Genomic DNA, 16,897 nt, shown 5'->3' on the forward strand with positions numbered 1-16,897 from the left:
TGTAGTCGCGGCAAAAGAGGTGATCGTTACCGCAGCGTTGCCCCATCATGCCTGAACTACCCTGTTTCGGGCGCGCCCGACCCACCTAGTGCGCCCGCGGATCGAGCAGGTCCGACAGACTCGGCCCGATCTGGGCCAACGCCTCCGGCGTGGTCATCTGATCGTGCGCGACCCCGACCGGGTGATCTTCGACACGGCCGTCGACGAACGGCTGCCAGTTGGCCGCCGCGGTGTCGTGACCAGCCGCGCTGTAGTAATCGAGCCTGCCGTGGAACACCTCTGGGCGATGCTCGGCGATCAACTCGGCCGAGCGCACCGCGCTGCGGTAGATCCGGCGCACCCGCTCGGGCGTGAGCACGGCCATGTCCGGCGGGATGGTGGCGTGCAGCGCGGCCAGCGCCTCGTCGCTGAGGTCGTGGATGTCGCCGTCGGAGGGCAGCAGCGCGTCGGCCCCGATGCCGAGCTCGCCGAGCGCCTCCCGGATCGCCGCGCGGAAGTCGGTCACATCGATGTCGGGATGACTGTCCAACATCGCCAGCAGCGCGACCTGCTCACCCGTGGCCTGCAATTCGGTCGCGATGGCGTGCGCGAGCACGCCGCCGAGCGACCAGCCGAGCAGCCGGTACGGCCCCTGCGGCTGCACGGCCCGGATCTCCGCGACGTACCGCGCGGCCATCTCGGCCAGCGAGGCAGGCAGGTAGCCCTCCTCCGACAGCGCGGGCGACTGCAGGCCGAAGATCGGCCTGCTGGCCGGCACGTAGCGCGCCAATCCCGCGTAGCACCAGGACAATCCGTACATCGGATGGATGCAGAACAGCGGCTCGGCGGGGGCCATGTCGTGCGGCACCCTGGTCCGGATGGACAGCAGCACGCCGAGCGCGGCGTTCGAGTCGAGGTCGTAGTCGTGGTCGCCGGCCAGCGCGGCGAGGATGCGGGCGGCCAGCGAACCGGGGGTCGAGTCGGTGAAGAACCACTGCACCCGCACCTCGGCGCCGGTGAGCGTGCGCAACCGGCTGACCGCGCGGGTCGCGACCAGCGAATTGCCGCCCAGGTCGAAGAAGTCGTCGTCCAGCCCGACCCGGTCGACGCCCAGGATCTCGGCGAAGACCTCGACGATGGTCCGCTCCAGCGGCGTGGTCGGCGGCCGGTACGGCCGGGCCGCGAGGTCGGGCACCGGCAGCGCCTTGCGGTCGAGTTTGCCGCTGGCGTTGAGCGGCAACGCGTCCAGGACCAGGAACGCCGACGGCACCATGTACGACGGCAGGGCGGCCCGCGCGTGCAGCAGGGCGGCCGTCTGGTCGATGGTCTCCCCCGGCATGGCGACCAGGTAGGCGACGAGCCGGTCACCGGCGCTCCCGCCGACCAGGCTGACGGCGGCGTGGCGCACCGCGTCGAGGCCGAGCAGCACGGTTTCGATCTCGCCCAGTTCGACCCGCTGTCCGCGCAGCTTCACCTGGAAGTCGCTGCGGCCCAGGTACTCCAGCACGCCGGCGCGCCAGCGAACGATGTCGCCGGTGCGATAGAGGCGGGTACCGCCCGCGTGCGCGACGAACCGTTCCGCGGTAAGGGCAGGCGCCCCGAGGTAGCCGCGGGCCAGCTGGACGCCCGCGAGGTACAGCTCGCCCGCGGCGCCGGGCGGCACCGGGCGCAACTGCCGGTCGAGCACGTGCACCTGGGTGTTCGCGACCGGTGTGCCGATCGGAATCGCCGGCGCGGCAATGTCTTCGACCGCATGGTCGGTGACGACCGTCGCCTCGGCGGGCCCGTACCAGTTCACCAGCTGGGTGTTCGGCAGCGCGGCGGCGAAGGCGGTCGCGGTCTCGGCGGTGAGCGCCTCGCCCGCGGCGAATACCCGGCGCAGGCTCGGGTACTCGGCCGCCGACTCCGGACCGAGGAACGCGTCCAGCATGGACGGCACGAAATGCACCGTACTGACCGCGTTCTCGCGGATGGTCTCGGCCAGGTACACCGGATCGCGATGACCGTCCGGCTCGGCGACCACGATCGACGCGCCGGTCTGCAAGGGCCAGAACAACTCCCAGGTGGAGATGTCGAAGGTGATCGGCGTCTTGTGCAGCACCACGTCGCCGGTGTCGTGCGGGTAGGCCCGCTGCGCCCAGCGGAACTGGTTGACCATCTGCCGGTGGGTGATCACCACGCCCTTGGGCCTGCCGGTGGAACCCGAGGTGTAGATGACGTAGGCGACGTTGTCCGGGTGAATGGCGGTGTCGGTGAACGCGACCGACTCCAGCGGCAGGTACAGCGTGTCGACCGCGACGACCGCGATATCGGTGTCGGTCTCGAACGCGTCGGCGGTGGTGGTCAGCACGCATGCCGGATTGGCGCCGGCCAGCACGTACTCGTTGCGTTCGGTCGGGTGATCCGGGTCGATCGGCAGATATCCGGCGCCGGCCCGCAGCACGCCGTAGATGGTGACGATCAGGTCGATGCCGCGGCGCATGGCCACGCCGACCCGGGATTCCGGGCCGATGCCCCAGCGGCCGATCTCCCCGGCCAGCGCCCGCGAGCGCAGGTCCAGATCGGCGTAGCTGAGCGTGACGTCGCCGTAGCGCACCGCGGGCGCGTCCGGCGTGCGCGCCACCTGCGCGTCGAACAGCGACAGCAGCGTCGCGTCGTCGAGCAGCTCCGGTGCCTCGGTGGCGTTGCGAGCGGCCAGTTCGGCGCGTTCGGGGTCGAGCAGCACGTCGATGTCGGCGACGCGGGCCTGCGGGTTGGTCACGAAACGCCGGATCAACGCCGAAAGCCGTTGGGCGAGCGCCTGTGCCGCCGCCTCGTCGAACAGGTCGCGCAGGTACTTCACCGACACCCGCAGCTGGCTGTCCAGCACCACCATCACGGTGAGCGGGTAGTGGGTGCCGTTGACCGCGCCCACACCGGTGACGCTCAAACCGTCGATGTCGCTGGCCTTGTCCAGGCCGTCGCGGTCGACCGGGAAGGATTCGAACACCACGAGGGAGTCGAAAAGCCCTTCCACGCCGATGGTTTCCTGGATATCGCTCAGTCCGAGGTAGTGGTGGTCCAGCAGGCCCGCCTGCTCGCCTTGCAGCTGACGCAGCAGACCGCCGAGCGTGTCGGTGGCGCCGAGGCGCACCCGCACCGGGATCGCGTTGAGGAACAACCCGACCATGCTCTCCACGCCGTCCAGCTGCGGCGGCCGGCCGGACACGGTGGCGCCGAACACCACATCGTCGCGATCGACGCTGCGCCCGATCAGCAGACCCCACGCCGCCTGCACGACCGTGTTCACCGTGACGCCGAGACCCGACGCCAGCCGGGTGAGCGCGGTGGTGTCGGACTGGGCCAGCTCGAAGCCGACTTCGCCGACGCCTGCGGAGATTTCGCGGCCGGGATCGACCGGCGCCAACGGCGTCGGCTCGGTGATCCCGCTGAGCGCGGTGCGCCAGGCGTCGCGCGCGGCGTCGGCCTTCTGCGCGACCAGCCAGGCCAGGTAGCCCCGATACGACGGAACCTTGGGCAGATGCCGGGAATTGCCGCCGAGTGCGTACAGCGTCAGCAGATCCTTCATCAGCAGCGGCATCGACCAGCCGTCGATCAGGATGTGATGGCTGGTCACCAGCAGGTGGCAGGCGTCGGCGGACGAACGGATCAGCGCGAAGCGCAGCAGCGGCGCGGTCCGCATGTCGAAGTGGTCCGCCAGGTCGGCCGCCTTGATCTCGGCCAGCTCCGCGGCCGCGGCCGCGGGCTCCAACTGGCTGAGATCGATGAGCCGCCATGGCACTTCGAGCGAGTCCTGCACGATCTGCAACGGATTCCCCACGGCGTCCTCGGCGAAGGCGACGCGCAGGTTGTCGTGCCGATCCAGCACGCCCTGCGCGGCCCGGTGCATCCGGCCCGGGTCGACATCGCCGCCGAGGTCGAGGACGAACTGGGTGGTGTAGACGTCCACCGAGGACTCGGCGAGCAGCGCGTGGAACAGCATGCCCGACTGCAACGGGGTCACCGGCCACACATCGGTGAGGTTCGGATAGGCGGCGGCGAGGCGATCGATGTCGGCCTGCTTCAACCGGACCAGGGTGAAGTCCGACGGCGTGAAGGTGACGCCCTCCGCGCGCAGGCCGTGCTCGGCCAGTCCGCCGAGCGCGTAGATCCAGTGCTCGGCAAAGGTTTTCACCGCCTCGCCGGCGAATGCGGCGGTGGCGTAGTCGAATCGGGCGACCAGACCGTCGTCCGCGGCATCGACGGTGAGGTCGAGCAGCAGGTCGTCGGCCGTGGTGTCGGTGTGCACCCGGGCCGGGCGCAGATCCCGGTAGCGCAGCGCGAATCGGCCGCGACCGAGCTCGCTCAGGTCGGCGGCGGTGTCCGCGTTGAGGTAGCGCAGCAGGCCGTAGCCGACCCCCTGCGAAGGCACCGACCGGCGCAGTTCCTTGATCTGCGCGAGCGCGGCACCCGCCGCCGGGCCACCGACGAGGGCGTCCTCGGCGTCGATCCGGCTGAGCCGCAACGGAAGCGGGAATTCCGTGGTGAAACCGCCGACCATGTTCTCGTCGGCACCGGTCGCGGACCGCTCGTCGGCGGACAACCGGATCACCGAGCCGAGGGCGCGTGTGACCGGATCCCCCGCGGCGGTTTGCAGCGCCAGCGCGACCGCGGTGAGCAGGACGTCGTCCACGGTGGCGTGATAGGCCGCCGCGGCGGCGGCCACCGCCGCGGCGCCCTCCGCGGTGATCGCCAGCGAAACCCGGCTGCGCGCACGCAGATCGCGCCCGTCCGCGACATTCCCCTCCGGGACGGTCGCCAGAACCCGCTCCCACCAGCCCAATTCACCGACGGTCCGCAGATCGTGGGCCTTGGCCGAGAGCGCGCGGATGAGCACGCCGAGACCGGACTCCGGGGCCGCGGGAGCGGCGTGCCTGCCGCGACTCCAGGCCGCGGTCAGCTGGTCGACGATGGTGCGCCACGAGATGTCGTCCACGACCAGCCCGTTGGCGACGACGATCAGCGTGGACCGCCCCTCTGGGCCGCCGGTGAGCACGAAGTGGATGTTGCGGCCCTGCTCGGGATCGAGCGCCGCGGCGGCCGCCTGCACCACATCGTCGATGGGCAGCGTGGTCTCGCCGTGCTGCGCGTCCAGGCGGCGGAACGCCTCGCCGGTGCGTTCGTCGGCAGGCGGAATCCGCAGCACCGGGGCGTCGCCCTCACGATCGAGCCGCACCCACAGCATCGGATGCTGATCGAGCACCTTGCCGACCGCGGTGTGCACGGCTTCGACCGCGCAGCTCTCCGGCACGTCGAGCGAGATGGCCCTGACCTCGACCCCGGTTTCGAGCAGCCGGGCCGCGTGCGGCGTCAACGGCAGGTCGCCCGACTCGTCGCCGGGGCCGTCCTCGACCACGGCGGCCTTGGCCAGCGCGGCCACCGTGCGCGACTCGAAAACGTCACGCGGGGTGAAGGTCACGCCGCGACCGCGCGAGCGCGAGACCACCTGGATGGAGACGATGCTGTCGCCGCCGAGGGCGAAGAAGTCGTCGTCGAGCCCGACCCGGTCGATGCCGAGCACCTCGCCGATCACCTCGGCGATGGTCAGCTCCGCCTTGGTCTGCGGGGCCCGGTACGCCGTGGTCTCGAGGGCGGGTTCGGGCAGCGCGCGCCGGTCCAGCTTGCCGACCGGGGTCAGCGGGATCTCGTCCAGCACCACGATGGCGGTCGGCACCATGTACTCCGGCAGCGTGGTGCCGAGCTGTTCGATCAGCGCCGCGGGATCGAGGGTCACGCCCTTGGCGGGCAGCACATAGGAGACGAGCATCGTCGCGCCGGAGCCGGATTCGCGACCGAGGGTGGCGGCGAACTCGACACCGGGCTGCGCGGTCAGCGCGGCGTCGATCTCGCCGAGCTCGATCCGGAAGCCGCGCACCTTCACCTGGAAGTCGTTGCGGCCCACGTACTCCACCACCGGCGTGCCGTCGGCCCGCGCCCAGCGCACGACGTCGCCGGTGCGGTAGAGCCGTTCGCCCGGCCTGCCGTACGGGTCGGCGACGAACCGCGCCGCGGTCAGTCCGGGCCGGGCGTGGTAGCCGCGCGCCAACTGGATGCCACCCAGATACAGTTCGCCCGCAACGCCTTCCGGCACGGGCCGCAGCCTGCGGTCCAGCACCAGCGAGCGCATGCCGCGGATCGGGCCGCCGATGTTCACCGGCTCCCCCACCCGCAGCGGGTCGCTGATGTTGGTCATGATCGTGGTCTCGGTGGGCCCGTAGCCGTTGTGGAAGCGCCGGTTCGCGGACGCCGCCCACCTGGTCACCAGATCGGCGGGCACCGCCTCGCCGCCCGCCACGATGGCCCGCATGCCGGACAGCGCGTCCTGATCGAGCGAGGCGAGCACGGACGGGGTGAGGAACGCGTGCGTGACGCCCTCGGTCCGGATCAGTTCGGCCAGTTCGTCGCCGCCGAACGTCTGCGGCGGCGCGACCACCAGCGCACCCGCCGAGCCGAGCGCGAGCAGCAGCTCCAGCATCGACGCGTCGAACGACGGGGACGCGAAAGCCAGTGCGCGCGTAGTCTGGTCGAGTTCGTAGCGCTCCACCTGCTCGGCGCTGAAGTTGGCCAGGCCCGCGTGCGTGACCACCACGCCCTTCGGCAGGCCGGTGGAGCCCGAGGTGTAGATCACGTACGCGGCGTTGGTGCTCCGGATGGGACCGTGGCGTTCGGTGAGGCTGATCGGGCGGTCCGAGCGGGACGCGACGTCGAAGGTGAAGTCGCGATCGTCGAGCACGAACCAGGGCCGCCCGCCCGCCATCGCGGGCAGGCCGCCGAGCTCGGCGGTCAGCGTGACGCCCAGTGCCGCACCGGAATCGGCCACCATGTGCGCGATCCGGTCGGCCGGGTAGGTCGGGTCGATCGGCACGATCGCCGCGCCGGTCTTGGCGATCGCCCACAGCGCGAGCAGGGACTCCACCGAGCGCCGGATGGCCAGCGCGACCAGGACGTCCGGGCCCGCACCGCGATCGATCAGCGTGCGCGCCAATTGCGAAGAGGCGGCGTCGAGTTCGACGTAGCTGAACGAACGTCCGCCGACGACGAGGGCGGCACCGGTCGGATTTCTGGTGACCGCCGACGCCATCAGTTCCGGCAGGCTGCGCGGGGCGGCGGCCTCGGCGCCCGCCCGGGCGACCAGGTCGGCCCGCTCGGACTCGTCCAGGATCTCCAGGTCGCCGACCGCGGTGGCCGGGTCCTGCGCCACGGCGGCCAGGATGCCGCGGAAGCGTCGGCCGAACTCGCTGACCGTCTGCTCGTCGAACAGGTCACGGGCATAGGTGAATTCGGCGGCGAGGCCGGCTTCCGTGCCCGCCTCGGTGCGTTGCTCGCGCACGGTCAGCAGCAGATCGAACTTGGCGGTGTCGGCCGCCGGGTCGAGCGCGGCGAAGTTCAGGCCGGGCAGCTCGAAGCTGGTCGCGGCCAGGTTCTCGAACGACAGCGCGACCTGGAACAGCGGGTGCCTGCCCGCGGAACGCTCCGGATCGAGCACCTCGACCAGCCGCTCGAACGGGGTGTCCGCGTTGGCGAACGCCCGCAGGTCGGTCTCCCGGTTGGCGGCCAGCAGATCGGTGAAGCCGAGGTCGGCCGCGACCCGGGTGCGCAGGACCAGGGTGTTGACGAACATGCCGATCAGATCGTCGAGTTCGGGCTCGCCGCGGCCCGCGATCGGGGTGCCGATGGCCACGTCCTCGGTGCCGGACATGCGCGCCAGGAACACCGCCAGCGCGGTGTGCACGACCATGAACAGCGTCGCGTTGTGCTGCCTGGCCAGTCCGACCAGCGCGGCGTGTACGTCGGCGTCGATGACGAAATCGACTTTGCCGCCGGCGAAGCTCTGCGCGGCGGGGCGCGGCCGGTCGGTCGGCAGGTTCAGCTCGTCCGGCAGATCGGCGAGTTCGGCTGTCCAGTAGGCCAGTTGGGCGCCGGCGAGCGATTCGGGATCGTCGTCGCTGCCGAGCACGCTGCGCTGCCAGAGCGCGTAGTCGGCGTACTGGATGGGCAGCGGAGCCCAGGACGGCGCCTCGCCGCCGCTGCGCGCGGCGTAGGCCAGCATCAGGTCGCGGGTCAGCGGGCCCATCGACCAGCCGTCGGCGCTGATGTGGTGGGCGACGAAGACCAGGACGTATTCGGTGGCCGCGAGCTGGAACAGCCGGGCCCGGAACGGCACCTCCATGGTGACGTCGAAACCGGCGGAGACGATGCGCTGCACCTCGTGCGCGACCCGTTCCTCGCCGATCTGCGCGGGTGCCAGATCCACCGAGACCTCGTGCGGTGCGACGATTCGCTGGGCCGGACCGGCCGTGGTCTCCGGGTAGACGGTGCGCATGATCTCGTGGCGGGCAACGAGATCGGCGACGGCCTGCTGCAACGCGTCGACATCCAGATCCCCGGAAAGGCGGATCGCGGCGGGGATGTTGTAGACGGCGGCCGAGGTGTCGAACTGGTTGAGGAACCACATCCGCTGCTGCGCCGACGACAGCGGAATGTGTTCGGGGCGTGGTTGGGCGACCAGCGGGTCGCGGGTGTGCTCGGTGGTGGTGTGCTCGACCTTGACCGCGAGCCCGGCGACGGTGGACGCCTCGAACAGCGCGCGCACCGGCACCCGCGAATCGAGGGCGGCGCCGATCCGGGCGGCGACCTGGGTGGCCAGCAGTGAGTTACCGCCGAGGGCGAAGAAGTCGTCGTCGGCGCCGACGCGTTCGGCACCGAGCACCTCGGCGAACACCGACGCCACGATCTCCTCGATCGGCGTCGACGGCGCGCGGAACACCTGAGCCTCGAACTCCGGGTCCGGCAGCGCCTTCCGATCCAGCTTGCCGTTCACGTTCAGCGGCAACGCGTCCAGCACCACGAACGCCGACGGCACCATGTACGACGGCAAGACCTCGCTCAGCGCCGACTTCACCTGTGCCACATCGAGACCGGAGGCTGCTTCGGGTCCGCCCGCCTCCGCGGCGGCCTGCGCGGCGAAGGCGGCGGCTTGCACGGCGAAGGAACCGGCCGGCCCTGCCGGGGCGACGGCTTCGGCGGCGGGAACCAGGTAAGCGACCAGGCGATCGCCGGTCTTGGGATCGGACTTGGCGAGGACCGCGGTCTGCGCGATCTCCGGCAGCGCCAGCAGCGCGGCCTCGATCTCCCCCAGCTCGATCCGGAAACCACGGATCTTCACCTGGAAGTCGGTGCGGCCCTGGTATTCCAGTTCGCCGTCGCGGTTCCAGGCCACCAGGTCACCAGTCCGGTACATCCGCGCACCGGCCCGGAACGGGTTGGCCACGAACCGATCCGCGGTCAGATCCGCCCGGCCGAAGTAACCACGCGCCAGCTGATTGCCCGCCAGGTACAGCTCGCCGGAGCTGCCGACCGGCACGGGGCGCAGGCGGCGGTCGAGGACATAGGTCTGGCTGTTCCACTCGGGCGTGCCGATCGGCACCGAACCCTGATCCGCCTCGGTCACCCGATGCCGGGTGATCGACACGGCGGCCTCGGTCGGGCCGTACAGGTTGTCGAGCCGAACGTCGGGGTGCGCCAACCGGAATCGCTGCGCCAGGGCGGCGGGCAGGGCCTCGCCGATGGCGAGCACGCGCCGCAGCGGTGACGGTTGCGGATCGGCCGCGGTGCCGGTGTGCACCAGCAGGGCATCCAGCATGGACGGGACGACGTGCAGCGTCGTCACCGACTCCCGGGCGATCAGGTCGTTGAGGTAGGCCGGGTCGCGATGCCCGTCCGGGGTGGCGATCACCAGCTTGCCCGCGCAGGCCACCGCCGACCAGAACTCCCAGACCGAGAGGTCGAAGGTCGCGGCAGTCTTGAGCAACACCGCGTCATCGTCGGACAGGCCGAATTCGGCCGTCTTCCATTGCAACTGGTTCGCGATCGCGGCGTGCGAGACGGCGACGCCCTTCGGGCGGCCGGTCGAGCCGGACGTGAAGATCACGTACGCGGCATGCTCCGGGCGCAACGGCGCGACGCGCTCGGAGTCGGCGAGCGGACCGCTGGCGAAGGAACCGAGGACCAGCTCGTCGATCGGCACCACGGGGGCTGCCGCGGTGCCGAATTCGGCGTCCGCGTTGGTCAGCACGCACACGGGTGCGGCGGTCGCGAGGATGTACTCGGTGCGTTCGGCGGCCTGGTCCGGGTCTACCGGCACATACGCACCACCGGATTTCGCCACCGCGTACATCGCCACGACCAGGTCCACCGACCGGCGGAAGGCCAGCGCCACCCGCGACTCCGGGCCGACCCCGATCGAGATCAGGTACCGGGCAAGCCGATTCACCCTGGTGTCCAGCTCGACGTAGGTCAGCTCGTGCCGGGCGCCGTCGGGCAGGTCGGCCACCACGGCGACCGCCTCGGGGGCCGCGGCCAGTACCGCGCGTTGCAGGAACGCCGGCAGCGTCGCGGCATCGGCGACCACGTGCGCGGTGTCGTTCCAGCGCACCAGGACCGAGTCGCGTTCATCGGACGCGAGCAGGTCGATATCGCCGACGGGCGTCGCGGCGTCGGCGACCACGGCGGCGAGGATGCGCGCCAGCCGCTCGGCGAAGCCCTGCACGGTGGCGGCGTCGAACAGGTCGGTGGCATAGGTGAAGAAACCGCCGATGCCGGTGGGCGCGCCGGATTCGTCGTAGCCGTCGCCGACGATCAGATGCAGATCGAACTGCGACACATCGAGATCCGCGTCGACGCCGGCGACGGTGAGGCCGGGGAGTTCCAGGGCGGTGCGCGCGATGTTCTGGAACGACAGCCCGACCTGGAACAGCGGGTGGTGGGCGGTCGAGCGCGGCGGGTTGAGCACCTCGACCAGGCGCTCGAACGGAATGTCCGCGTGCGCGAACGCCTGCAGGTCGGTATCGCGTTGCCGCGCAAGCACATCGGCGAACGATTCGCCGCCGTCGAAGGTGGCCCGGAAGACCACCGTGTTGACGAACATGCCGATCAGGTCGTCCAGCTCACGCTCGCCCCGACCGGCCACCGGGGTGCCGATGGCGATATCGCCCGAACCCGAGAGGCGGGCCAGCAGCACCGCCAGCGCGGTGTGCACGACCATGAACAGTGTGGCGCCGTGCGCGCGACCGAGTTCCAGCAGGCCGGCGTGGGTCGCGGCGTCGATCCGCACCTCCACCCTGGCACCGGCCATGGACGCGATCGCCGGGCGCGGGCGATCGGTCGGCAGTTCCAGCAGGTCGGGCAATCCGGCCAGTCGCTTGCGCCAGAACAGGATCTGTTGCGCGGCAATCGACTCCGGATCGTTCTCGTCGCCGAGCACCGCCCGCTGCCACAGCGCGTAGTCGGCGTACTGCACCCGCAGCGGGTTCCAGCCGGGCGCCTCGCCCGCGGTCCGCGCCGCGTAGGCGATCATCACGTCGCGCACCAGCGGACCCATCGAGGACGCGTCTGCCGCGATGTGGTGCACCACCACCGCGAGCACATGGTCCGAACCCGCTGTGCCGTCGGTGATTTCGAGCAGCCGCACGCGTACCGGCACCTCGCCGGTCACGTCGAACGGCGTCGACGCCAGCGCGTACACCTCGCCCGGCACATCGGCCGCGGCAACCGGATGGGCGGTGACATCGAGGGCCACCCGGCTCGCGGGCAGCACGACCTGCACCGGACCGTCGGCGTTCTCCGGGTACACGGTGCGCAGCACCTCGTGCCTGCTCACCACGTCGTCCAGGGCCGCGCCGAGCGCGGCGACGTCCAGCGCGCCGGTCAGCCGCAGCGCGAACGGCAGGTTGTAGGCGGCCGAACCGGCGCTCGCGTCCTCGCCGTCGGCCTGGTCGAACCGGTTGAGGAACCACATCCGCCGCTGTGCCAGCGACAGTGGCAACTGCTCCGGCCTGGCGATGCTGCCGAGCAGCACGCCCCGCTCGGCGTGCGTCCTGGATTCGATCGCGGCGGCCAGCGACTGCACGGTCGGCGTCTCGAACAGGGTGCGCACCGGCACCTTCGCGTCCACCGCGGCGCCGAGCCGGGCCACCAGCTGGGTGGCGATCAGTGAGTTGCCGCCGAGGGCGAAGAAGTCGTCGTCGGCGCCGACCCGGTCCAGGCCGAGCACCTCGCCGAACACCCCGGCGACGATCTCCTCGACCGGCGTTGCGGGCGCGCGGAAGTCGCGCGCGGTGAAGCTGGGCTCGGGCAGCGCCCTACGGTCCAGCTTGCCGCTCGGGTTCAGCGGGAACGCGTCCAGCGCGACGAGCGCCGTCGGAATCATGTACGCGGGCAGCGTTTCCGCGAGCGCGGCGAGCAGTTCCGGCTGCTCGATCGAATGCCCCGGCGTGGCAACGACATAGGCGACCAGCTGATCGCCCAGCGCGGACCGGCCGACCAGTGCCACCGCCTGATTGACCGCGGGCTGGGCCAGCAGCGCGGTCTCGATCTCGCCGAGCTCGATGCGCTGGCCGCGGAACTTCACCTGGAAGTCGGTGCGGCCGAGGTATTCCAGCCGATGCGCGCGACCGGCGGTGGCGTCGCGCCACACGACCAGGTCGCCGGTGCGGTACATGCGCTCGCCGAAGCCGAACGGGTCGGCCACGAAGCGATCGGCGGTCAGATCCGGTCGCCGGACGTAGCCGCGCGCCAGCTGGTCGCCGGCGAGGTAGAGCTCGCCGGGCACCCCAGCGGGTACCGGGCGCAGCCGGGCGTCGAGCACGTAGACCTGGGTGTTCCACTGCGGCAACCCGATCGGCACCGAGCGGGTGTCCGAGCCGTCGGCGGGCCAGTAGGTCACCGATACCGCGGCCTCGGTCGGGCCGTACAGGTTGTGCACGCGGGCGGCCGAGATCGCGCGGAACGCGCCGACCGTCTCCGGCGGCAGCGCCTCGCCGATCACGAACACGTCCCGCAGCGTCGGGCAGGCATCCGCCGCGGTGTGCGCGGCGAACACGGTCAGCATGGACGGCACGAAGTCGGTGACGGTGACCCGCTGCGCGGCAATGGTTTCCGCGACGTGCACGGGGTCGCGGTGGCCGTCGTGGGTGGCGACGACGAGCTTCGCGCCTGCCCGTAGCGGCAGGAAGAAGCCCCACAGCGACACGTCGAAGGTGGTCGCGGTCTTCTGCAGGTACACGTCGTCCGCGTGCAGCGGGTACTCCGCCAGCATCCACTCGATCTGATTGTTGATCGCGGCGTGCGACACCGCCACGCCCTTGGGCCTGCCGGTGGAGCCCGAGGTGAAGATGACGTAGGCCGGATGCTGCGGCAGCACCGCCCGGAGCAACTCTTCGGAACGGACCGGCGCACCGTCGAAGGCGTTGGTATCGACCGTATCCAGGGTCAGCACCGAGGTGCCGGCCGGCACCTCGATCGCGTCCGCCGAGGTGGTGACCACGCAGGCAGGCTGTGCCGTGTCGAGAATGTGCGCGATCCGCTCGGCCGGATGATCCGGATCCAACGGCACATACGCGCCACCCGCGGCGACAATCGCGTACATACCCACAACCAGATCGAGCGAACGCCGAATCGCCAAACCCACCAGCGACTCCGCGCCGACACCCTGCGCAATCAGCAGCCGGGCAAGCCGATTGACCCGCTCATCGAACTCGCGATACGTCAGCGTCGCGCCCTCGTGCACCAGCGCGACCGCCTCCGGATGCGCGGCGGCCGCCCGCCGGTATCCGTCCAGCAGCAGCTCGGGCGCGACCGCGTGCCGGGTCTCGTTCCAGCCGACCAGTATCCGCGCCAGCTCCGCCGGAGCGAGCAGGTCGATCTCCCCGACCGCGCGCTCCGGATCGGCGCCGACCGCGACGAGCAGCCGCTCGAACCGCCGCGCGAACTCCGCGACGGTGGCCTCGTCGAACAGATCCGTGGCATAGAGGAACTGCGCGGAGAACCCGTTCTCCGGCTTCGGCACCACGGTCAGCTGGAGATCGAACTTGGCCACCGCGCCGTCGAATTCGACCGCCTGCGCGGACAATCCGGGCAGTTCGACCTGCGCCCTGGTCATGTTCTGGAAGAACAGCGCCACCTGGAACAGCGGATGGTGGGCCTGCGAGCGCACCGGGTCGAGCACCTCGACCAGTCGCTCGAACGGCAGCTCCGCGTGCGAAAACGCGGCCAGGTCGGTCTCTTTGGTGGCGTCGAGCAGGTCCAGGAACGACGCGCCGGGGTCGATCGGGGTGCGCAGCACCAGGGTGTTGACGAACATGCCGATGAGCCCGTCGAGCTCGCGTTCGCCACGACCGGCGACCGGCGTGCCGATGGTGATGTCGTCGGTCCCGGTGAGCCGGGCGAGCAGGACCGCGAACGCGGCGTGCACCACCATGAACTCGGTAGCGCCCGAACGCTGGGCGAGTTCGATGAGCCCGCGATGCACCTCGGCGCTCACCTCGAAGGTGTACTCCGCGCCCCCGCCGGAGGCGACGGGCGGGCGCGGGCGGTCCGCGGGCAGCTCGAGCCGATCCGGAATGCCCGCCAGCACATGCCGCCAGTAGGCGATCTGCGCGGCGGCCACCGACGTCGGATCGGACTCGTCGCCGAGCACCTCGCGCTGCCACAGCGTGTAGTCGGCGTACTGCACCGGCAGCGGCGGCACCGCGGGCGGCGCGCCGTTGCGCCGGGACAGGAAGGCGCCGAGCAGGTCGCGCAGGAACGGGGCCACCGACGCGCCGTCGGCGGCGATGTGGTGCACGACCACGACCACCACGTGCTCGCTCGGCGACAGCTCGGCCAGCGCGATGCGCAGCGGCACCTCGGCGGCCACGTCGAAGCCGGCCAGCGCGAACCCGCGCAGCCAGTCCGCCAGCTCGTGCTCGGCGAGCGGCTTCGGCGCCAGGTCCGGAACGGCCTGGGCCGTAGGCAGAATCACCTGGTAACCGGTGCCGTCGATGGCCGGGTAGACGGTGCGCAGCGTCTCGTGCCGCTCGATCACATCGGTGATCGCCGCCTGCAACGCCGACACATCCAGCAGGCCGGACAACCGGATGGCGAACGGAATGTTGTTGGCCGCCGAGGCGGTATCGAATTGGTTGAGAAACCACATCCGCTGCTGGGCCAGCGACAGCGGAATGTGTTCCGGCCGTTCGGTCGGCGCGAGCGCGCGCCGGTCGCCCGCGCCCTTCAACGTCTCCATCCGCTCGGCCAGCCCGGCGACGGTGGGGGTTTCGAAGATCAGCCGCGCGGGCACCCGCGCCGTGAGCGCCGCACCGAGCCGGGCGGCGGCCTGGGTGGCGATGAGCGAATTGCCGCCGAGTTCGAAGAAGTTGTCGTCGGCGCCGACCGGTGCGCCGGGCCCGAGCAGTTCGGCGAAGACGTCCGCGACCAGCTCCTCGAGCGGGCCGACCGGCGCGCGAAACACCTTGGTCTGCAAGCGCGGCGAGGGCAGCGCGGCCCGGTCCAGCTTACCGACCGGGGTCAGCGGAATGGTGGCCAGCACCATGACCACCGTCGGCACCATGTGCGCGGGCAGGCTCTGCTCGGCGACCGCGGCCAGCTCGGCGGCATCCGCGTCCATGCCCGGCGCGGAATGCACATAGGAGACCAGGATCGTCGCGCCGCTGTCGAGCTCGTGCCCGACGGTGACCGCGAAGTCGACGCTCTCGTGCGCGGCGAGCACCGCGTCGATCTCGCCCAGCTCGATCCGGAAGCCGCGGATCTTCACCTGGAAGTCGTTGCGGCCCAAGTATTCGAGTGCACCCGAGTCGCTGCTGCGCACCAGGTCGCCGGTGCGGTACAGCCGGGAGCCGTTGGCCTCGAACGGATTCGCGACGAACCGGGACGCGGTCAGCCCGGCGCGGTCGTGATAGCCCCTGGCCAGCTGTGCGCCGGTGATGTACAGCTCGCCTGTTTCCCCGGCGGCGACCGGCACCAGCTGCTCGTCCAGCACGTATTCGGTGATCGCCCGGATCGGAGCGCCGATGGTCACCGGTGCGTCCGCGGCAAGCGGCGCACTGATATTCGTCATGATGGTGGTCTCGGTGGGCCCGTACCCGTTGAAGAACTCCCGGGTCCGATCGCCGGAGACCGGGGTGGCCCAGCGTCGCACCAACTCCGGCGGGCACGCCTCGCCACCCGCGACCACCACACGTAACTCGTCGAGCCCGGATGGGTCCACCGACGCCAGCGCGGCCGGCGTGATGAACGCGTGCGTCACCCGCTCCCGGCGGATCAGCGCCGCGAGTTCCTCGCCGCCGAACACCGTCGGCGCGACGACCACCATGGTGGCCGCGCCGCCGACCGCGAGCAGCAGCTCCAGCACCGACGCGTCGAACGACGGCGACGCGAAATGCAGGGTCCGCGAGTCACTCGTGACCCGGTACCGCTCGCGCTGCTCGTCGCAGAAGCTCGACAGCCCGGCCTGGGTGACGACGACGCCCTTCGGCTTGCCGGTCGAACCCGACGTATAGATCACATAGGCGGGATGTTCGGCCCGCAGCGGCCGCACCCGGTCGATGTAGGTCACCGGATCGGCAGGAAGCTCCTCCAGCAGCCTGGCGCAGTCGGGGGTGTCGATCGGCAGCCAGTCCACCCGGTCCGGCAGCTCCTCGCGCACCGCGGCGACGGTCAGTCCGAAGACCGCGCCGGAGTCGACGACCATGTGCTCGACCCGGTCGGCCGGATAGTTCGGGTCCACCGGCACGAAGCCGGCCCCGGCCTTGGCCACCGCCCAGACCGCGACCACGGAGTCGATCGACCGCGGGATGCCGATGGCCACCAGGTCCTCCGGCCCGATTCCGCGGCCGATGAGTAGTCGGGCCAGCCGCGTCGAGCGGTCATCCAGCTCGGCGTAGCGCAGCTCGGCCAGCGTGCCGGTGGCGTCGGCGAACGCCACACCGACGCCGCTCGGGTTGGCCTCGACCGCGGTGGCCAGCAGCTGCGGCAGCGTGGTGACGCGGGATCGCCTGGTTCGGGTGGGCCGAACGCGTGCCGGTCGAGTCATGAATCCACC

At 71.1% G+C, this 16,897-nt stretch carries 1 protein-coding gene; it reads right to left on the reverse strand.

Annotated elements, in window-relative coordinates; all coding sequences use genetic code 11:
* Positions 1-85 precede the first annotated feature (85 nt).
* A complete protein-coding gene (locus ACFQ9K_RS30840; RefSeq protein ID WP_378983927.1) occupies positions 86-16,888 on the reverse strand; it encodes a non-ribosomal peptide synthase/polyketide synthase in 16,803 nt (5,600 codons plus the stop codon).
* Positions 16,889-16,897 lie beyond the last annotated feature (9 nt).

The organism is Nocardia sp. NPDC056564 (genome assembly GCF_042793755.1).
Classification (GTDB): Bacteria; Actinomycetota; Actinomycetes; order Mycobacteriales; family Mycobacteriaceae; genus Nocardia.

Bases quoted from the DNA above. Each gene is read 5' to 3' on its own strand.
- ACFQ9K_RS30840 (WP_378983927.1), bottom strand. From the start codon at position 16,888: ATGACTCGACCGGCACGCGTTCGGCCCACCCGAACCAGGCGATCCCGC.